Here is a 19629-nt window from a genome sequence, read left to right on the forward strand (position 1 = left end):
CCACCGCCCTCGGGGCGGCGCACGACCTCCGCGTCCCGCGCATCCGTCGGGGGCCCCGCTCCCGCGCATCGTCCGCCGGAGCTCGTTCCGCGCGTGATCCGAAGAAGAGAAGAGGCACGGAATGCTCGCGAACCTGCTCGTGGCCGGCGTGGCCATCACCCTGGGGCTGTCGGGCGGCGCGCCCACGCCGACGACCGCGGATCCGGCGCAGTCCCACATCGTGGCCGGCCGCGTCGCGCCGTTCACCCCGTGGGCGGTCCAGATCGTCGAGACCGGCGGCACGATCGCCGCGGGGCGGGAGGAGGACTGCACGGGCGTGCAGGTCGACGCCTCCTGGGTCCTCACCGCGCGGCAGTGCACGGGGGACACCGACGACATCGACGTCTACCAGTCGAACTCGGTGACGCACTCGGGCCCCGCGACGCCCGTGGACCGCGTGGTCGTTGCCCCGAAGGGCGACATCGCGCTGATGCACCTCGCCGCGCCCGCGCCCCTGTCGGCGTACGCCCCCCTCGACCTGCGATCCGGGGCGGCCGCCTCCGGCACCGGGACCATCGAGGGCTACGGCTTCCGCGCGCACGGGAAGCAGGCGACGAGGCTCTACGCGGCCACCGTCCGCCTCACCGGCGCCGAGGTCGACGGCTTCCACGGCGCGGCGCAGGAGGTCACGGGCATCAACGGAGTGCCGAACGACGGCGACTCCGGCGGTCCGCTCCTGGTCGACGGCCGCGTCCGCGCCCTCTGCTCCCAGGGCTTCGGCGACGAGCGGGACGACCCGCACGGCGTCTCCGTCTACGCCCTCCTCTCGCAGGACGCGGCGTGGATCCGGAGCACGACGGGGGTGCGCGGCGCCGGTCGGTAGGGCGGCGGGCGCGCTTCCCGACGACGAGCGACATGCCCGCGCGGCGCGGCGTCGTCGTGCCGAGCCTCTACTCACGTGCACGTCCGGCCGCCGGGCCCTCACGGGCTCGGCCCGCCGCAGCACCTCGCGCGTGACCGGGGCCTGCGACGTCGGGGCCCGGCACGTGGCCTGGCGGACGGGGGGAGGGCGGGCGCGCAGGTCCCGGGTCCTCGGCTACCGTCCATCCGCCTCGCGTCCGCGACGGCTCACCCCGCCTCACCACGGAAGGTCCACCATGATCCCTGACTCCTCCACGCCACCCCCGGCGTCCCGCCGTCCCGCTCTCCGCGGCATGCGGCTGATCGCGTGCGCTCTGGCCGTGGCGGGCGCGTTCACCGCCCTGCCGGTCGCGGCGCCGCCCGCGAGCGCGCAGCCCGAGGCCTTCGCGCATCACGGCTGGGGCGACGGGTTCGACCTCTTCGTCACGACCAGCAAGTACACGGCCGTCCAGGTCGGGCCCACGCCCACGAGCGACAAGGTCTGCATCCCCATCTCCCCGGGAAACAGGTGGAACTCGCTCGACTTCACCACCGCCCAGGGCTGGGGTGCGACGATCAACCCGGTCCCGGACTGCAGCAGGGATTGGGGCATCTTCCCGAGCAACTTCCGGGCCCACCTCGGTGAGCACTGGCATCTGGAGGGCACGGTCGCGCGGTGCGTGAAGTACGCGGGCGGCCCGACGCACCAGTGCGAGGGCCGCCTGTAGGAAGGCGCAGCCTCCACCCGCCACGGCGCGGGAGCCCGCGCATGATGAGGCGGTCGGCACCTCCGGGTGTCGGCCGCCTCGTCGTCGTCGCCGTCGGGTCAGCCGGCGGACGGCGCCTGCACGTCGATGACCCAGGTCACGCCGAACCGGTCGGTGAGCATCCCGAAGCCCGCCGCCCAGGCGGATGCGGCGAGCGGCTCGATCACGGTCGCGCCCTCCGCGAGCCCCGCCCAGCAGCGCTCGACCTCGGCGAGGGACGCGCCCCGCAGCGACTGGAAGAAGGTGCGGTCGGTGATCGTCGCGCCCTGCTCGCGCGTCGTCGTGCCGGCGATCGCGCTGCCGTCGGCGTCGTCATGGCCGGGCACGTCGTAGGCCATGAGCCGGAGGCCGTCGGCGGTCTCGAGCTGGCCGAAGACCACCTTGTCCGCGCCGGGCGCCTCGGCCGGCATGCCGAGGTCGGCGTAGGTGGCGACGACGACGTCCCCGCCGAGGACGCTCCGGTAGAGCTCGAGCGCCTGGCGCGCGGTGCCGCGGAAGTTGAGGTGGGTGGTGGTCGTGATGCTCACGGTGTCTCCTCGTGCTGGGTGGTGCGGCTCCGGATCCGGGCCGCTGAGGAGCACCCTCCCGGCAGTGGCGGACAGCTGCGGTCCTCCACTCCCGCGAGACTGGATCCATGATCGGGAGCTCGTCGCGGATGCTGTCCCTCCTGTCGCTGCTGCAGACCCGGCGCGACTGGCCGGGGCGGATCCTCGCCGAGCGCCTCGAGGTCACGCCGCGCACCGTCCGCCGCGACGTCGAGCGCCTCCGCGAGCTCGGGTACGAGATCCGCTCGGTGAAGGGGCCGGACGGCGGCTACCGGCTGGCCGCCGGGTCGGAGCTGCCGCCGCTGCTGTTCGACGATGAGCAGGCCGTGGCGATCGCCGTCGCGCTCCAGTCGGTGCCCGCGATGGGCGTCGACGTCGACGAGGCCGCGGAGCGCGCCCTCGCGACCGTGCGGCAGGTGATGCCGTCGCGGCTGCGGCACCGGATCGACGGCATCCGCTTCACGGGCGCGGAGCCGGAGCCGGGGCCGGGCGCTGAGCCACGGGTGGATCCGGTGGTGCTGGAGGCCGCGAGCGCCGCGGTCCGCGACCGGCTGACCCTGCGCTTCGACCGCGTCGGCGAGGAGGCGGGGCCGCCCCGGCGCGTCGAGCCGCACGCGATCGTCGCCCGGCGCTCGCGGTGGTACCTCGTGGCGTGGGACCTCGACCGCGACGACTGGCGCACCTTCCGGCTCGACCGGATGCTGCCGCGCACGCCCACCGGCCCGCGCTTCGCGCCGCGGGAGCTGCCCGCGACGGAGGCGCGCACGTTCCTCGCGGCCCGGGCGAAGGGATCCGCGGCGGAGGACCGCTGGCCCTGCACCGGTGAGCTGCTCGTCGAGCTGCCCGCCCGCGAGGTCGCCCTGTGGATCGGCGACGGCGAGATGGAGGAGGTGTCGGCGACGTCGACGCGGATCACCGTCGGCTCGTGGTCGTGGACCGGGGTCCTCGCCGCCGTGGCCCGCTTCGACGCCCCGATCACGGTCGTCGCGCCGGAGGAGCTGCGCGCGGCGGCCGGCGTCCTGGCCGCGCGCCTCCGCTCCGCGCAGGAGCCGCCGCGCGCCTGACCGGCCCGTCGCCGCGTCAGCTCACGTGCACGTCCGGCCGCCGCGCCCGCACCGGCTCCGCACGCCGCAGCACCTCGCGGGTCACCGGGGCGACCTCGCCCGTGCCCGTCACGAGGAAGCGGAGGAGGTTGCCGACGGGGGACCCCTCCGTCCACTCGAAGTAGACGCCGGGCTTCACTCCGGTGAGGTCGCGGACGGCGAGGAGCACGGCCGCGATCGTGTTGGGGACGTTGCCGCTCGTGACCTGGAGCACGCGGAAGCCGCAGCGGACGATGCCGCGCACCACGAGGTCCTCCTCGAACTCCGACGAGTCGCCCGGGGTCCCTCGTCCGCAGGCGCGGCTCGAGTGATGGTCTGGTGCATCGGGAGCGGCACTCTTCGTCATCGATCAGGCGAACATGACGAGAGGCCGGCCGGTGGCGACTGAGGCATCGCATCGGTCTCGGCCCGGCAGCCCGCCCGCCTGCCGAGCGCGGAGGATGGCGTCTCTCTCTGAGACGGCGGCTCGCCTGCCGGTCGTCACCAGCTCTTGGTCACGTACGCGTTGGCTGTCGGCGCGACGCTGTTCCCGCCCTGGGTGTCGGTCACCACGCATGCCCGGTTGTATGTGGTCGCCGTCCACGAGAAGGCCTTGCCGGCGGAGCCGAGCTCGATGTACTGCCCGTTCAGCCCTTCCGGGACCGTGTAGGACGCGGAGGCGCTCTGGGTGATGGTCTGCGCAACGCCCAGCGTCACCCCCGCGGTCACGCTCGCCGATGCCACGACAGCGTCGGCGGTCACCGTGCCGGACACGCTGACATCCGCATGCACCTCGGATGACTGGCCCGATTCGATAGAGAGGACCGCGCCGCTGTCGCCATAGATCCGCAGGTTGCCGGGTACGTACGTATCGGAGACGTTGGAGACGGCGATGTCGGGCCCATCTCCTGAGCACTCGGAGTTCGTGCCAGCGCCGACCGCCTGCGCTGCGGTACCTCCGGAGAGGAGGAGAAGAGCGGCGATGCCTACGGTGGAAGCGCTTCGTGCAACGACGGATGTGCGTGTCATGGTCATGATGCTTCTTATTCCCTCGTGTAGTAGGTCGACAGCCAGAAACGGCTGCCATCGGGGATCGTGATCTCGAGCTTCGTCGGGGCGGTCGGATCGTCGAGGGGGACGCCGTAGATGCCTCTGCCTTCCGTACCGCATGTGGTCCCCACGCGGTTGGGGTTGGGCTGCGCGACGTTGATCCAGTAGTTCTCGCTCCCTGTGCACGTGACGGTCATGACGACCTTCTTCGCCGCCGGATCGCTCGAAGCAGGCAGCGTCACGTCAACGACGCTCCCGCTACCCGGCTCGATGGTGGCCGCAGCCGTATCAGTTCGAGGCACCTCCGCCAGCTCGGCCGCGCTGCCTGTGAAGTCCCCGGCGTGCTCCCACGAGGAGAACTTGCGGTTCACGGATGCTTCGAGCGAGGAGAACTGCTCCGCATCACTCGGCGTCGCTTCCGGGACCGCAGGGGCGAGCGTCGACGCCGAGCTCGGGTCTCCCTCTTCGCCGGTCGGGCCGCTGGTGCATCCCGCGAGCGCGAGGAGCCCGATGAGGCACGCTCCGGTCATCGCGTCTGGACGGAGTCGATGGTGCCAGGTCATGTGCGCTCCTTCGTGGTCGTCAGCAGGCTCTTGGGAATCGACCTTGGTCGCCCGCGTCAAGTGACGCAAGGGGTTGCTCCAGATCGCGGAGGGGAGCGCACCACCCGATCCCCGTGATGACGGGCTTCACGACGCGACCGAGACGTTTCGTGGTGGCCATGGGCATCTAGGGGACCTTGACGTACGACTAACTACGCGCTCGCGCTCGTCCAACAGCTGCCCACGGCACGAGACGTCGGAGTTGTTGCTCGACATCACCGCCATTCGGCCGGCGCGCCGCCGCCTCAGCTCACGTGCACGTCCGGCCGGCGCGACCGCACCGGCTCCGCCCGCCGCAGCACCTCGCGCGTGACCGGGGCGACCTCGCCCGTGCCCGTCACGAGGAAGCGGAGGAGGTTGCCGACGGGGGACCCCTCCGTCCACTCGAAGTAGACGCCGGGCTTCACTCCGGTGAGGTCGCGCACGGCGAGGAGCACGGCCGCGATCGTGTTGGGGACGTTGCCGCTCGTGACCTGGAGCACGCGGAAGCCGCAGCGCACGATGCCGCGCACCACGAGGTCCTCCTCGAACTCGGACGAGTCGCCGTGCGTCACCTCGAGGAAGATCACGGGCGCTCGCGCCGGGATCCCGCTGTCGCGCCGCTCGTCGCTCGCCTTCCGGCGGTACTCGGCGACCTGCTCGGCCTCCGTCAGCGCCTCGTCGGGCTCGTCCGGCTCGTGGGCGATGATGCTCACCGCGCCGTAGTCCTCCGCGTCCTCGATGACGAATGCGCGGGCCTGCTCGTCCATCGTGAGCGAGGTCGCGCGCAGCTGGAAGGAGCGCTGCACGCGGCTCACGATCGACACCACGAGGATCCCGAGGATGAACAGCGCCGCGATGCGCACGCCGTCCGGCCGCTCGATCACGTTCACCACGGTCGTGTACGCGAACACCGTCGCGATGGCCGCGAAGCCGACCATGCGCTTGCGCTGCCCGGCCTTCCGCGCCGACAGCGTCACCGCGACCGAGGCCGAGGTGATGAGCACGAGCACGCCGGTGGCGTAGGCGCCGGCCTGCGCGTCCACGTTCGCCTGGAACACGACCGTCACGAGCACCGCGATGGCCGTGAACACGAGCACGAGCGGGCGCACCGCCGCGGCCCAGTGCGGCGCCATGCCGTAGCGCGGCAGGTAGCGCGGCACGATGTTGAGGAGCCCGGCCATCGCGGAGGCGCCCGCGAACCAGAGGATGCAGATCGTGCTGATGTCGTAGAGCGTGCCGAAGCCGTCGCCGAGGAACTGGTGCGCCAGGTACGCGAGCGCCCGGCCGCTGGCCTTGCCGCCCGGCTGGAACTCGGCCTGCGGGATCAGGAGCGTGGTCACGAAGCTCGACGTGATGAGGAACGCGCTCATGATGAGCGCCGCCGTCGCGAGCAGCCGCTTCGTGCCGTGGATCCGCGTGCGCGGCACCCCGTCGGCGTCGTCCTCGCCGCGCACCTGCGGCATCACCGCCACGCCCGTCTCGAAGCCGGAGAGGCCGAGCGCGAGCTTCGGGAAGACGATGAGCGCGATGCCCACCATCACGAGCGGGTTGCCGTGCTGCGCCGTGAGCGCGAGCCACCAGTCGTCGATGACCTGGAGGTTGCCGGCGACGTGGAAGAGGGAGACGACGATCACGACCGCGTTGAGGGCGAGGAAGACGCCCACGAGCACGACCGCGATGGAGATCGCCTCCCGGAACCCGCGGAGGAACACGAAGGCGAGCGCCGCGATGAGCACGAGCGTCAGGAGCACCTCGTTGCCCGCGAACCACGACGGCGCGAACGGGTTCTCGACCGCGTGCGCGGTCGCGTCCGCCGCCGACAGCGTGATGGTGATGAGGAAGTCCGTCGCCGCGAACCCGAGCAGCACGAGCACGAACAGCTTGCCGCCCCACCAGGGGAGGAGGCGCTCGAGCATGGCGATGGATCCCTCGCCGCGCGGGCTCTCGCGCGCCACCCGCCGGTAGACGGGCAGCGCGCCGAGCAGCGTCAGAAGGATGAGGACGAGCGTCGCGAGCGGCGACAGCAGGCCCGCCGCGACGGCCGCGATGGCGGGCTGGTAGCCGAGCGTGGAGAAGTAGTCGACGCCGGTGAGGCACATGACGCGCCACCACGAGTGCGTCTTCCCCACGGTCTCGGCGTGCGGACCGGGGTGCGCGCCGGATGCGCCGGGCAGGCCGTCGAGGAGCCAGGCGGTGATCCCGGCGCGGGCCCGCCGCTGCTCGGGCGCGCGCAGCAGCTTCGGGCCGCTCACGACCGGTCTCCGGCGGGGGCGGTTCGGGGTGTCGACGTCGGGCAGCCGTTGATCGGGCAGCGCACCGGTGATCCTCCTGAGGCGGCGCCGGGGCCCCGTCTCGCGGATGCGACGGTCGGGCCCGGCAGCATCGTCGCCCATGGTGCCACCTCCGGGCGGGAGCGGGGTGCGCGTGCAGGGTGCGGTCAGGTGCGCGGGTGCTGGGCGGATGGTCCTGGGCGGGCGGAGCGGGATGCGGCGGCACGGGACCGCGCCCGGTTCGCATCCGACCAGCGCGCATCCGCTGACCGCCGTCAGCCTCCCGTGTGTGCTCGCGAGGCCCAGAGCTGCGCGGCGAGCCCGACGACGATGAAGCCGCACATCAGCGATCCCATGGCGGTCGCGGTGCCGCCGAGGGCGCCCGCGAGCGGCGTCGCCAGGCCCCCGAGGCCGAATTGCAGGCCGCCGACGAGCGCGGAGGCCGTGCCGGGGTGCCGGTGGCCGAGCGCCTGCGTGAGGGTGATGGATCCCGGGATCACCCACCCCCAGCCCGCGGTGACGAGGGCGAGGGCCGGCCAGACCAGCGCCGGGCCCGCGCCGCTGACCGCGCCGACGAGCACGAGGGTGGAACCGATCGCGCAGGTGGCGAGGCCGATCGTGAAGAGGCGGTCCTCGTCGAAGCGCCCGATGAGGCGGCGGAACATGAGCGTCGAGGCGATCATGCAGGACGCGTTGGACGCGAACACCAGCGTGTAGAGGCCCTCGCCGAAGCCGTACTGCTCCTGGAACACGAAGGAGGAGGTGGCGATGTAGGAGAAGAACCCGATGGTCGCGGTGCAGCCGGTGACGAGGTACCAGCGGAAGCGGGGGATCCGCAGCAGCTCCGCCATGCGGCCGAGGACGGCGCGGGGCGACGTGCCGCCGGCGCCGGTGCGGACGAGGGTCTCGGGCAGCAGGCGGGCGGCAGCGAGCGTGAGGGCCAGGCCCAGCGCGGCCAGCACGACGAACGCGGCGCGCCAGGACGAGAACGACAGCACGAGCCCGCCGACGAGCGGGGCGACGACCGGGCCGACGGAGTTGACGACCGCGAGCGTCGCGAAGAGGCGGCTGCGGAGGGTGCCGGTGGAGGCGTCGCCGACCATGGCGCGGGCCGAGACCGCGGCGGCGGCACCGCCGAGGCCCTGCACGACGCGCGCCAGGATCAGGATCCCCACGTCGGGCGCGATCGCGCAGACGACGCTGGCGAGGGTGAAGAGCGCGGTCCCGGCGAGGAGGATGCGGCGGCGGCCCACGCCGTCGCTGATCGGCCCGATCACCAGCTGGCCGACGGCGAACGCGACGAGGAAGGCGGTCAGCGTCAGCTGCACCGAGGCGGTCGACGCGTCGAGGTCGGTCGCGATGGCCGGGAGGCCCGGGATGTAGAGGTCGGTCGCGAACGGCGAGATGCCGACGATGAGGGCGACGGTGAGGAGCGGTCCGCGGCGCGCGGTCCACGACGTCCGCGGGTCGGGGTCGGGATCCGGGTGCCGGGCGTCGTCGCTCATCCGTCCCGACAGTAGACCGGTTGCCGGTGGGAGGGCGGGCGGCGGACGGGAGGCCGGTCCCGCTCGCGTCGGGACCCCGCCGGTGGCGGGCTCGTCGCCTCCCCGGGGCGGGCCCGCCGACCCCGACCCCGACCGTGGGCACGGGCGGACGGGGCTACCCCCTGCCGTCGAACTCGCCGTTCAGGCGGTCGCGGAGGAGGAGGAGCTGGACGCGCTGGGCGCCCGGCACCTCCCCGCCGCTCAGGACCTCGTCGAGGACGCCGGCCTAGACGCCGCCCTCCTCGACGGTGAACACGATCCGATCCCGGGAGTCGCTCATCGTCCGAGCATGGTCCTGCTCGCGGACTCCGCGCGCGTCGATCGGGGACATCGTCTCGCGTGCCTCGGGATGCGGGACGTCCCGCGCACGGCGGAGCTCGCCGCGGACCGGGCCGAGGACCGGGCGGCGTCCGTCGTCATGCGCCTCCGGGCGGGCGCCGCTCCGCACGACCACCGCCCGCCGCTGCGCCTAGCCTCGGATCGGGCGCGCCGCACCGTCGCGCCCACCCGCATCCACGAGGAAGAGGAACGCGCATGACGACCTGGCTGATCACGGGATGCTCCACCGGACTCGGACGCGCCTTCGCGGAGGAGGCGCTGTCGCGCGGAGAGGACGTCGTCGTCACGGCCCGCGACGCCGCCAACGTGCAGGACCTCGCCGACCGCTTCCCCGAGCACGCCCTCGCGCTCGACCTCGACGTGACCGACCCGGCGCAGGTCTCGCTCGCGGTCGATGAGGCGACCGCCCGCTTCGGCGGCGTCGACGTGCTCGTCAACAACGCGGGCTACGGCTACCGCGCGGCCGTCGAGGAGGGCGACGACGAGGACGCCGCGCGCCTGTTCGACACCCACTTCCACGGCAGCGTCCGCATGATCAAGGCGGTGCTGCCCGGCATGCGCGAGCGCCGCAGCGGCACCATCGTGAACCTGTCGTCGATCGGCGCCGCTCGCACGGGCGCGGGATCCGGCTACTACGGCGCCGTGAAGGCCGCGATCGAGCAGATGACCATGGCGCTGCGCACCGAGCTCGCGCCGCTCGGCATCGTCGCGACGGTCGTGGCGCCCGGATCCTTCCGCACCGACTTCTCCGGCCGCTCGCTCACGCAGTCGTCCACGGTGATCGACGACTACGCCGAGACCGCCGGGAAGCGCCGCAAGGAGAACGACTCCACCGACGGCACGCAGCCCGGCGACCCGGCCGCGGGTGCGCGCGTGCTCGTCGACGCCGTCGCCTCGGGACGCGCTCCCTACTACCTCCTGCTCGGGGCGGACGCGGTGGAGATCGTGACGGGCGCGCTCGACGACCTGCGCGCCGACATCGACGCGTGGGCCGCGGAGAGCCGGTCGACGGGGTACGACGCCGGCTGACCGGATCAGGCGGCGGTCGCGGTCGCGGTCTCCGGCGCCGGCGCGGCGGGCGCAGCGGCGGCCGACGTCCCCTTCGGCTCGCGCGGGGCGCCGACGCCCATCACGCGGAACCGCTTCGATGCGAGCAGGCGGCGGCGGATCCACCAGGTGATGCGCCCCGACGGCACGAACAGCTGCGACTTGATCGCCGCCGTGCGCTGGTGCTTCACGACGAACGGCCGCATCTCCGCCTCGAACGCGGTGAGGGCGGCCTCGATGTCGTCCGGATGCGCGGCCAGCGCGTCGCCGAGCGCGGCGCCGCCGAGGAGCCCGGACGTCGCGCCCATGCCCGAGAAGAGCGTGAGGCACCAGGCGGCGTCGCCGATGACGACGACGCGTCCGCGGTGCCACGACGGCAGGCGGATCTGCTCCACCGAGTCGAACAGGGTGGCCTCCGCCGCGTCGAGCTCGCGCAGCGCGTCCTCCACGACGCCGCCCGCGGAGAGCCCGGCGAAGGTGCGGCGCAGGGCGTCGGCGGGGGATCCCTGGAGGTCCTTGCCGGCCTTGCGCGTGCGGTAGCTCATCATCACGGTGGGCGTGGTGCCGGCGAGCGCGAAGACCCACATCGCGCGGCGGGGCTCGGAGACGATGACGCTCTCGTGCTCGGCGAACCCGGGCATCTGCCCGCGCGCCTGGAACGCGCAGACCACGGCGGGCATGGGCTTCACGGAGCGGCCCTCGGGATCCAGCACGAGCGTGCGCACGGCGGAGCGCACGCCGTCGGCGCCGACGACGAGGTCGAACGACTCGCGGTGCGTCGCGCCGGTGGCGACGGTGCGCAGGGTGACGTGGGCGGCGTCGGCGTCCTGGTCGACGCCCACGGGCTCGAGGCCGAAGCGCACCTCGATGCGGTCGCCCATGCGCTTCCACAGCGCGGCCTCGATGTCGCTGCGGAGCACGGCCTCGGGGGCGCCGGGCTGGTCGGCGAGGCCGGGGCCGGGGCGGCGCGTGCCGTCGGCGTCGAGCTGGAGCGTGACGCGGTCGGGCCGGTCGCGGGATCCGATGTCGTCCCGCACGCCCAGCCGCTCGGCCGCGACGACCCCCTCGGCGAACATCCCGACCATGTAGCCGGCCATCCGCCGCGACGGCTTCCGCTCCACGATCACCGGCTCCCAGCCGGCCTCCTCCAGGCGGATCGCGGCGGACATGCCCGCCACCCCCGCGCCGACGATCAGGGCCCTGCGACGTCCGGCCATGTGCTCCCCCATCCGTTCCTCCCAATCTACGGCGGGCGGGCTCCGCGCTGTCGGGTGGGATCCGGGCTGTCGGGCGGAAGGGCGTGCGTCAGCGGGCGTCTTCTCCGGGAGCGGGCGAGTCCGGATCCGTCGGCACCTCCGCCGGAGCCGCGGTTCCGCTCTTCCTCGGGCGGATCCCCATCACGAAGAAGGTGATCCCGAGGACCAGGAACGGCAGGCCGGCGACGCGCGTGTCCTCGAGGGCCAGCACGAGGCCGAGACCGAGCATCGTGAACACGATGCCGAGCGCGATGTTCGGGTTCGTCGCGTCGTCGTCGTCCGGCGGGGCCGTGGGGCCGCCGGGTGCTTTCGATCCGCTCATGTCCTCGACGCTAGGCGGCCGGGCGCCCGACCGCGTCCGCCTCCCGGGGGACGCGGCCGGCGGGTCAGCCGCGCCCCTCCAGCTCCAGGAGCGTCGTCTTCGCCGCGAGACCGCCGATGTAGCCGCCGAGCGTGCCGTCGGAGCGGAGGACGCGGTGGCAGGGGATCACGACGGGCAGCGGGTTCGTCGAGCACGCCGTGCCGACCGCGCGCGTGGCGGCCGGGCTGCCCGCGGTCTCGGCGACCTCGCGGTAGGTGCGGGTGGACCCGTACGGGATGTCCGGGAGCAGCCGCTGCACCCGGTCGCGGAAGCCCGTCGACAGGCGGCGGTCGAGCGGGAGGTCGAAGGTGCGGCGGCGGCCGGCGAAGTACTCGTCGAGCTCGCGGGCGGCCGCATCGAGTCGCTTCGGGGCGCGCAGGATCCGCGGGCCGAGCCGCCGCGCGAGGTCGCCGAGCACGGTGTCGTGGTCCTCGCGGGAGTAGGCGACGCGGATCAGGCCGCGGTCGGTGGCGGCGAGGAGGAGCGGGCCGACGGGGGAGTCGATCGTCGTGAAGCCGACGTCGAGCGCGTCCGCCTGCTCGGCCGCGTCGGCGAGGCGGAGGCGGAGGGCGGCGAGGGTGGGGGCGACGGGATCCGCGCGGTCGAGCGCGTCGGCGGCGAGGAAGGCGGCGTCGTCGGATGCGCGGTCGTCGGGGTCGGTCACGGTCGTCCTCCTCGGGTGGGTGCGGCGGCGGGTGCCGGGTCGGATGGGGCGGCCGGGCCGGGTGCGGGTGACTCGTCGGGATCGGGTGGGTCCGCGGCGCCGACGCGGGCGGATGCGGCGCCGCGCGGATCGTCGGCCATCGTCCGCCGCAGGCTCGCCACCCCGTCCGACGCCGCCCGCCGCGCGGCCTCGGGGGTGCCGCCGACGATCGCGGCGACCTCCGCGTACGGCAGCCCGCCGAGGTGCCGGTAGGCGACCGCGAGCCGCTGCCGCTCGGGCAGCCGGGCGACGGCGTGCCAGAGGTCGGGGTCGCCGGATCCGGGCACGCCCAGGTCGGAGATCCGCTCGGGCACCTCGTCGACGGGGAGCGCGCGGCGGCCGCGGGCGCGGATCGCGTCGAGGGCCTTGCGGTGCGCGATGGTGACGAGCCACGCCCGCACGTCGGCGCGCGGCCCGAGCCGCGGATACGCGACGAGCGCCGACAGGAACGTCTCCGACCACGCGTCCTCGGCGTCCGCGTGCCCGCCGAGCACGGCCCGGCACACGCGGAGCACCACGGCGCCGTGCTCGGTCACGACCCTGTCGAACGGCTGCATCATCTCCACACCGGGTAGACGCCGGGGCGGGGTGATCCGTGAGGTCGGCGTGCGGATCAGTCTCGCGGATCCGCGGGCCGGGCTGGTAGGCGGCCGCCGCCGCTCCCGCCTGCGCGCCCCGGCCCGCGCACCTCCGGACGCGCCGTGCGCCTCCTCGCGATCCCCGATGCCCCGGCCGTGCACCCCGTGGGGACCACCCGTGATCCTCCCCGGGGCGGATGCCCGGGCGTCCGCCGATCGCGACGATGGGGGAGCGGCTCCCCCGCCGCGGCTCCGCCAGGAGCCCCCGCCGCCGATCCGTCCCCCGGGTCGGCGGCGGCATCCCGGCGCGACGAGAGGATCCCCATGACCGGCACCGCGCTCCCCGCCTCCCATGACGACGGGCGGGCCGTCCCCGGAGCCCGGGCGGGAGCGGACGCCGCGGCACCGGCGGCATCCACCGCATCCGTCGCGGCCACCGCGCCCCGCGCGCTCCGCGTCGCCGTGGTCGACGAGGAGGCGCCCATCACGCAGCTGCTGTCGCTCGCGCTGGGGATGGAGGGCTGGGATGTGCGCGTCTTCGGGTCGGGACGCGCGGCGATCGCCGCGGCGGTCGAGGACGCGCCCGACGCGATGCTCCTCGACATGATGCTGCCCGACGTCTCGGGCGTGGAGGTGGTCGCCGAGCTGCGCCGCGCGGGCGTCGCGACCCCCGTGGTCTTCCTCACCGGCCGCGACTCGCTCGAGGACCGGCTGGCCGCGTTCGGAGCGGGCGCCGACGACTACGTGACGAAGCCGTTCGGCCTCGAGGAGGTGGTCGGCACCGTGCGCGACCTGTTCCGCCGCCGCGGCCTCGCGCCCGCGCTGGTCACCGTCGGCGACCTCGTGCTGGATCCCGCGACAGGCGAGGCGTGGCTCGCGGGCGTGCCGCTGGAGCTGGATCCGATCGAGCTCGTCGTCGTGCAGGCGCTCGCCGCCGAGCCGACGCGCCGGCTCCCGCTGCGCGAGCTCGCCCAGCGGCTGACCGACGCGGGCCACGATCCCGTCGCGCCGCTCGCGCTCCTCGACCTTCCCGTGGTGACGGGACGACGTGCGGGTCACGACCGCATCGTGCTGCTCGCCGCCTCCGGGGACGACCTGGTGCTGGCGCCCGCGGGCTGACGCCGGCACCGCCTTGTCCCGCCCCGCGGCCTCCCCGTACATTTGACGCGAGCCGCAACCAATCCCCGCACGCGGATCCGCCCGCACGCCGATCCACCCCCGAATGAGACGAAGGAGTCCCATGTCCGACACGCAGCCCGCCGCGACGCCCACGGAGAGCGGAGGCGCCCTCGGCGTCGCGATGATCGGCCACGGCTTCATGGGCGCCGCCCACTCGCAGGCCTGGCGCGTCGCCCCCGCGTTCTTCGACCTGCCGCTCGCGCCGCGCATGGTGTCCGTCGTCGGCCGCGACCAGGCGCGCACGCAGGAGTCCGCGGACCGCTGGGGCTGGGAGCGCGCGGAGACGGACTGGCGGGCCGCGATCGAGCGCGACGACATCGACGTCGTCGACATCTGCTCGCCCGGCAGCACGCACGTCGAGGTCGCGGTCGCCGCGCTCGAGGCGGGCAAGCACGTGCTGTGCGAGAAGCCGCTCGCGAACACGGTGGAGGAGGCCGAGATCATGGCCGCGGCCGCCGAGAAGGCCGCGGCCCGGGGGATCCGCGCGATGGTCGGCTTCAGCTACCGCCGCGTGCCCGCCATCACCTTCGCCCGCGACCTCGTCGCCCAGGGCGCCATCGGCGAGCTCCGCCAGGTGCGCGCGCTCTACCTGCAGGACTGGCTGACCGACGCCGAGGGCCCCATGACCTGGCGCCTCGACAAGGAGGCGGCCGGATCCGGCGCGCTCGGCGACATCGGCGCGCACATCGTCGACGCGGTGCAGTTCATCTCGGGCGACCGGCTCGACGCGGTCAGCGGCCTGCTCCGCACGTTCGTCGAGGAGCGCCCGCTGCTCGCCGAGACGCGCGGCCTCGGCGGCGTCGCCTCCAGCGAGCGCGGGCGGGTGACGGTCGACGACGCGGCGTACTTCACCGGCAAGCTCGCGGGCGGCGCGCTCGCCAGCTTCGAGGCGACCCGCATGGCCACCGGCCGCAAGAACGCGCTGCGTCTGGAGTTCAGCGGATCCGGCGGCGCCATCTCCTTCGACCTCGAGCGCCTCAACGAGATCGAGCTGTACGACGCGACCGCGCCCGCCGACAAGCTGGGCTTCCGGCGGATCCTCGTCACCGAGCCCGAGCACCCCTACACGGCCGCCTGGTGGCCCACCGGCCACGGCCTCGGCTACGAGCACGCGTTCACCCACCAGGTGCGCGACCTCGTGCACGACATCGCCGCGGGCCGCGAGCCGCAGCCGTCGTTCGCCGACGGGCTCCGCGTGCAGCGCGTGCTCGACGCCGTGGAGCGCAGCTCGGCCGACGGCAGCGCGTGGGTGCAGGTGGATCCCGCCGAGCGATAGGCCCGCCGGCCGCCGCGGGCCGCCGCGGAGACGTGCGGTGGCTGTGAAGACGCCGCACGGCCGCCCCCGCCCGTCGTTACCGTGACATCACCTCGCCCGCCGCGTCCTGTCGGCGGCGCTGACGGATCACGACGCTCCTCCTCCCGGTACGGCACATGCGCCCGCGCGCGTGCGCGTGCGCACCGGCGTGCTCCGCTGCGCCCGCGTGAGCCCGCGTCGGGAGACACGCCCCATGCACCGCATCCGATCCATGAGACCGTCCCGCGTGCGGGCCGCCCTCGGCGCCCTCGCCGTGGCGACCGCCGCCCTGTCCTCCGTCGCACCCGCCGCGGCGCCCTCCGCGGAAGCCGCCACCGGCGGCATCGCGGCGGGCCACGTGCTGGGAGCGGACGGCCGCAGCGCCGAGGTCTACACCCTCGCCGACGCGATCCTCGAGCACGTCTACGTGCAGTCCGACATGGACTCCGACGGCGACGGCCGGAAGGACCTCATCCGCGTCGACATCCAGCGCCCGAGCACGCCCGCGGCGGTCACCGTCCCGAGCATCATCAAAGCGTCCGGGTACTTCGGCACGCCGGGCTACCCGGGGGTCAAGCCCTACGTGGATCCCGAGCACCGCGCCACGAGCGACCTCGCGGTCATGCCGGGCTGGGAGAACAACTACTTCGTGCCCCGCGGCTACGCCATCCTCTCGCTCGACGTCGCGGGCACGAACTTCTCGGAGGGCTGCGTCGACGATGTCGGCCCCCACGACGTCGAGTCCGTGGCCGCGGTCATCCGCTGGCTGCACCACGAGGCCGGCTCGGTCGCGTACCGCGACCTCGACCGCGCCGTCCCCGTCGACTCCGGATGGAGCTCCGGCCTCAGCGCGGTGAGCGGGATGTCCTACGACGGCGGCATCGCGCACGCCATCGCGACCTCGGCCCAGGTGCCGGGGCTGAAGACGGTGGTCCCCATCGAGGGCGGCACGAGCGCCTACGACACCCGCCCGAACGGCATCGACGTGGGAGGCGGCACGGCCGAGTTCTCGAAGTGGCTGACCGAGCCCGAGCCGGCGGGCACCGAGGCCCCGACCCTCCCGCAGTCGCTGCGCGACCACCAGGCCGCCAAGCGGAAGATGTGCCAGCCGTCGTTCGACGCCATGCACGCGCAGTCGGATCCCCAGGGGCGCACGGACAACGCGTTCTGGCAGGCCCGCGACTACACCAGGAAGGTCGACCAGATCGCCCGCAACGGCGTCAGCGAGTTCATCGTGCAGGGCCAGAACGACATGAATGTCCGCACCAACGAGCTGGCCGCGCACTGGCAGGCGCTGCAGCGGGCGGGCGTCACCTCGAAGCTCTGGCTGCACATCGGCGGGCATCTCGACCCCTTCACGTTCGAACGGCCGGCCTGGGCGGACACGCTGCTGCGCTGGTACGACCACGCGCTCCTCGGGGTGGACAACGGGATCACCGGGGAGCCGCCCGTGCAGATCCAGATGACCCCCACCACCTGGCAGGAGAGCGCGACCTGGCCCGTCGCCGGGAGCGCCGTCACGACGCTGCACCCCGGCGCCGTCACGGCCGGTCTCGGCGCGCTCGGCATGGCGCCGACGCCCGCGGCCGGATCCGCGTCCTTCGCCGCGGGCCGCCTCGCGGACGACCGGCCGACGGACCTGACGGAGGGCGCCGCCGAGCCGACCGCGGGCGCCGATCGCCTCGTCTTCACCACCCCCGTCCTCGACCACGACGTGCGGATCTCGGGCACGCCGCGGATCGCGGTGCGGGTGACGCCGGGGGCCGGCGACACCGACGTCTCCGCCGCCCTGGTCGACTACGGCCCGCAGACGTACGTGGACACCTCCGTGAAGGACGGCTCGATGGTCCTGACGACCAGCGCCACGTGGGGCCAGGCGACCCCGGCCGACGGCTCGTCGTACTACGACGAGGCCCTGTTCACGCGCACCACCGACAGCTTCGTCTTCACGCGCGGCATCGGGAACACGGCGCACCACCAGTCCCTCCAGGCCTACACGCCGGTGGCCGCCGGGCAGACGATCGACCTCGCGTGGGATCTGCTGCCCATCGACCACGTCGTCCCCGCCGGACACCGGCTCGGGATGATCGTCTACAACGACGGCCGCCGCTCGATCGCGGGCCAGCACCGCTCGCGGGTCGTCACGGCCGGGTCGACGGTGGACCTCGCGCACAGCTCGCTCGCCCTGCCGGTCGTCGGCGGCACCCTCGGGACCACGCGATGATCCGCGACGGTTCGGCGAACCCCGCCGCACGGCGCACGCGCCGACGCGGTGGCGTCCGCCTCCTCGCGATGACGGGCCTCGCCGCTCTGGCCGCGCTCGCCGTCGCGGCGCCCGCCCAGGCCTTCAACCGGGAGGGCCCGCACTGGCCCACGGACCGGCTGACCATCGACACGTCCGCGGTGCCGACGGGAGGGTTCCACGATGCCCTCACCGACGCGGCGGCCGAGTACACCGCGCTCACCGACGTGAAGGTGGGCACCGAGGACGCGATCGGCTCGCCGTGGACCGCTCAGGTCATCGACGCCGGCGACGACGGCTACGAGGGCTACGCGCACTGGCGCTACGACGGCGCCATGCACACGACCTCGGCGGACATGCACCTCAACAGCCAGTACCTCGACGACTCCCTGCCGCGGGACCGGCTCAAGGTGGTGTGGGAGCACGAGTCGGGGCACGTGCTGGGGCTCGCGCACGTGACGGACCTCGACCGCGTCATGTACCCCATCCCCTCCGACGCCTACGCCGACGGGGTCACCGGCCTCACCGACGACGAGGTCGCCGGGATCGACTTCCTCTACTGATGGGCACGCAGATGAACGCACGCACGAGCACCCTCCACCTCGCCGCCCTCGCCTCCCTCGCGCTCGGGGCGAGCGCGCTCCTGCTCACCGGCTGCAGCGCGGGCACGGCGCCTGGCCCCGCCGCCGCGCCGGCGGGCGACGGCATGTCGATGCAGATGGGCGACGGCTCGTCGATGCCCATGGGCGACGGCACGTCGATGCCGGCGGGACCGGGATCGCACACCCACGGATCGCGCCACACCCACTACGGCTCGCTCGCCGCGCTCGCGGGCGACAGCGTCGAGATCGTCACGGGCACCGTCGTCGCGCAGCGCGTGGTGACCGACCTCGGGCCCAGAGCGCCGGCCACCGTCTCGACCGTCCGGGTCGCGACGGTCGCGAAGGCGGCCGACGGCCTCGCGGCCGGAGGGACGGTCGACGTGCGGCAGATCGGCACGGCCGCGCAGCCCGGCCCTGCGGCGATGATGCAGGCGGGATCCACGTACCTCCTCTACCTGCGGCCGTCGCGCCTGCCGGGCGAGGCGGCGTCCCAGTCCTTCGTGACGGGCGGATCGGCGGGGCTCTTCGGCGCTCCCGACCCGGCCGCGGCCCACGCCCAGGCCGACACGGACGCCGCGGAGGAGTCGACGCAGCCGGCGGCGTTCCTGCGGCTCGACGACGACGGGGGCGACACCCTGCCGGAGCGGGTCACCGCCGACGGAGCCCTCGGCTGACGGACGGCGACGTGCCTCCGGGTCTCCGGTCCCGGGGGCGCGGCGGCGCTCGCGTACCCTGGTCGGGACGACCGGGAGGCGGACGGGTGCAGGCACGGCAGGAGCGGATGCGGCGCGCCGCGCTGTCCGCGCTGGTCTGCACGCTCGTCACGGCGACCGCGCACGCGGCCGCGGGTGGCGGGGTCCCGCATCCGCTCGTCCTCGGCCTCGCGCTCGTCGCGGGCGTCGTCCTCTGCTTCGCGCTCGGCGGCCGTCGCGTGACGCTCGCGCACCTCGCGCTCGCCGTCGGCGCCACCCAGGGCGTGCTGCACGCGGCCTTCACGTTCGGCGGCTCCGGCATGGGCGCGGGCGGGGGCATGGCCGGCGGATCCGCCGCGTCGCTCGCTGGCGTCGGGCACGGCCACGCGCTCGCCGCCGCCGAGGCCGCACGCGCGCTCGCCGACCCGGGCGCCATGGCGATGCCCGCCGACCACGACGGCGCGATGCTGCTCGCCCACGTCATCGCCGGCCTCATCAGCGTGTGCTCGCTGCGCGCCGGAGCCGACGCCGTCCGCCGCGTCGTCCGGGCGCTCGCCGTGCGCGTGCGCGGCGCGATCTCCGGGGCCGTCGGCGCGCTGGTCGCAGCGGCCGTCG

19 protein-coding genes and 1 pseudogene are annotated in these 19629 nt (G+C 74.4%); 10 read left to right on the top strand and 10 right to left on the bottom strand.

Annotation, left to right across the window (positions count from 1 at the left end):
• The first annotated feature begins 121 nt into the window (after window positions 1-121).
• Both AWH51_RS06520 and AWH51_RS06525 read left to right on the top strand, forming a co-directional pair.
• Window positions 122-862 (top strand): S1 family peptidase, encoded by a 741-nt coding sequence (locus AWH51_RS06520; protein WP_063071294.1) that lies wholly within the window; start codon window positions 122-124, stop codon window positions 860-862.
• A 274-nt stretch (window positions 863-1136) separates the two neighbouring features.
• Entirely contained in the window at window positions 1137-1607 is a 471-nt protein-coding gene (locus AWH51_RS06525; RefSeq protein WP_094126813.1) for a hypothetical protein, read from the top strand.
• Between the two features lie 98 nt (window positions 1608-1705).
• Here the strand turns inward: AWH51_RS06525 and AWH51_RS06530 are convergent, their stop codons facing one another.
• A complete protein-coding gene (locus tag AWH51_RS06530) occupies window positions 1706-2173 on the bottom strand; it encodes a VOC family protein (RefSeq protein ID WP_063071296.1) in 468 nt (155 codons plus the stop codon).
• A 107-nt stretch (window positions 2174-2280) separates the two neighbouring features.
• Here AWH51_RS06530 and AWH51_RS06535 point away from each other — a divergent pair, with 107 nt between their 5' ends.
• The gene (locus tag AWH51_RS06535) at window positions 2281-3255 is read left to right on the top strand and encodes a helix-turn-helix transcriptional regulator (protein ID WP_063071297.1); all 975 of its coding nucleotides are present in this window, start codon (window positions 2281-2283) and stop codon (window positions 3253-3255) included.
• Window positions 3256-3271: 16 nt separating this feature from the next.
• Here AWH51_RS06535 and AWH51_RS06540 read toward each other — a convergent pair.
• From AWH51_RS06540 to AWH51_RS06560, 5 genes and pseudogenes are all read right to left on the bottom strand, one after another.
• Window positions 3272-3574, bottom strand: a pseudogene (locus tag AWH51_RS06540) (amino acid transporter); the annotation flags it as partial.
• Window positions 3575-3774: 200 nt separating this feature from the next.
• Window positions 3775-4308, bottom strand: a complete 534-nt coding sequence (locus AWH51_RS06545) for a hypothetical protein (RefSeq protein WP_063071299.1) — start codon at window positions 4306-4308, stop codon at window positions 3775-3777.
• An 8-nt stretch (window positions 4309-4316) separates the two neighbouring features.
• On the bottom strand, window positions 4317-4886 hold the full coding sequence (locus AWH51_RS06550) for a hypothetical protein (protein ID WP_063071300.1): 570 nt from the start codon (window positions 4884-4886) through the stop codon (window positions 4317-4319).
• 284 nt (window positions 4887-5170) lie between these two features.
• A complete protein-coding gene (locus tag AWH51_RS06555; RefSeq protein ID WP_063071301.1) occupies window positions 5171-7159 on the bottom strand; it encodes an APC family permease in 1989 nt (662 codons plus the stop codon).
• A 293-nt stretch (window positions 7160-7452) separates the two neighbouring features.
• A complete protein-coding gene (locus AWH51_RS06560; RefSeq protein ID WP_063071302.1) occupies window positions 7453-8682 on the bottom strand; it encodes a multidrug effflux MFS transporter in 1230 nt (409 codons plus the stop codon).
• A 573-nt stretch (window positions 8683-9255) separates the two neighbouring features.
• Here AWH51_RS06560 and AWH51_RS06570 point away from each other — a divergent pair.
• Entirely contained in the window at window positions 9256-10089 is an 834-nt protein-coding gene (locus AWH51_RS06570) for an oxidoreductase (protein ID WP_063071304.1), read from the top strand.
• Between the two features lie 5 nt (window positions 10090-10094).
• Here the strand turns inward: AWH51_RS06570 and AWH51_RS06575 are convergent, their stop codons facing one another.
• From AWH51_RS06575 to AWH51_RS06590, 4 genes are all read right to left on the bottom strand, one after another.
• Window positions 10095-11324 (bottom strand): FAD-dependent monooxygenase, encoded by a 1230-nt coding sequence (locus AWH51_RS06575; RefSeq protein WP_081234939.1) that lies wholly within the window; start codon window positions 11322-11324, stop codon window positions 10095-10097.
• A gap of 88 nt (window positions 11325-11412) precedes the next feature.
• Window positions 11413-11685, bottom strand: coding sequence for a hypothetical protein (locus AWH51_RS06580; protein WP_063071306.1), 273 nt, complete (start codon window positions 11683-11685; stop codon window positions 11413-11415).
• A gap of 64 nt (window positions 11686-11749) precedes the next feature.
• Window positions 11750-12388 carry a methylated-DNA--[protein]-cysteine S-methyltransferase gene (locus tag AWH51_RS06585; RefSeq protein ID WP_063071307.1) on the bottom strand — a complete coding sequence of 213 codons (639 nt, stop codon included), beginning with the start codon at window positions 12386-12388 and terminating at the stop codon, window positions 11750-11752.
• Window positions 12385-12987, bottom strand: coding sequence for an RNA polymerase sigma factor (locus AWH51_RS06590; protein WP_414146348.1), 603 nt, complete (start codon window positions 12985-12987; stop codon window positions 12385-12387). Before AWH51_RS06590 ends, AWH51_RS06585 begins: the two co-directional genes overlap by 4 nt.
• A 342-nt stretch (window positions 12988-13329) precedes the next feature.
• On the opposite strand from AWH51_RS06590, the gene AWH51_RS06595 reads away from it, so the two are divergent.
• The 6 genes from AWH51_RS06595 to AWH51_RS06620 all read left to right on the top strand — a co-directional run.
• Window positions 13330-14124, top strand: coding sequence for a response regulator transcription factor (locus AWH51_RS06595; RefSeq protein WP_063071308.1), 795 nt, complete (start codon window positions 13330-13332; stop codon window positions 14122-14124).
• 121 nt (window positions 14125-14245) lie between these two features.
• Window positions 14246-15460, top strand: a complete 1215-nt coding sequence (locus tag AWH51_RS06600; protein ID WP_175345480.1) for a Gfo/Idh/MocA family protein — start codon at window positions 14246-14248, stop codon at window positions 15458-15460.
• Between the two features lie 250 nt (window positions 15461-15710).
• Window positions 15711-17702 carry a CocE/NonD family hydrolase gene (locus AWH51_RS06605; protein WP_131798110.1) on the top strand — a complete coding sequence of 664 codons (1992 nt, stop codon included), beginning with the start codon at window positions 15711-15713 and terminating at the stop codon, window positions 17700-17702.
• Window positions 17699-18283, top strand: a complete 585-nt coding sequence (locus tag AWH51_RS06610; RefSeq protein WP_063071310.1) for a matrixin family metalloprotease — start codon at window positions 17699-17701, stop codon at window positions 18281-18283. The genes AWH51_RS06605 and AWH51_RS06610 overlap by 4 nt, the downstream gene beginning before the upstream one ends.
• An 11-nt stretch (window positions 18284-18294) precedes the next feature.
• Window positions 18295-18996 carry a hypothetical protein gene (locus AWH51_RS06615; protein ID WP_131798111.1) on the top strand — a complete coding sequence of 234 codons (702 nt, stop codon included), beginning with the start codon at window positions 18295-18297 and terminating at the stop codon, window positions 18994-18996.
• Window positions 18997-19082: 86 nt separating this feature from the next.
• The coding region (locus tag AWH51_RS06620) for a hypothetical protein (RefSeq protein ID WP_063071316.1) at window positions 19083-19629 on the top strand (547 nt) is incomplete at its 3' end.

This window comes from Clavibacter tessellarius, from assembly GCF_001618005.1.
Taxonomy (GTDB): domain Bacteria; phylum Actinomycetota; class Actinomycetes; order Actinomycetales; family Microbacteriaceae; genus Clavibacter; species Clavibacter tessellarius_A.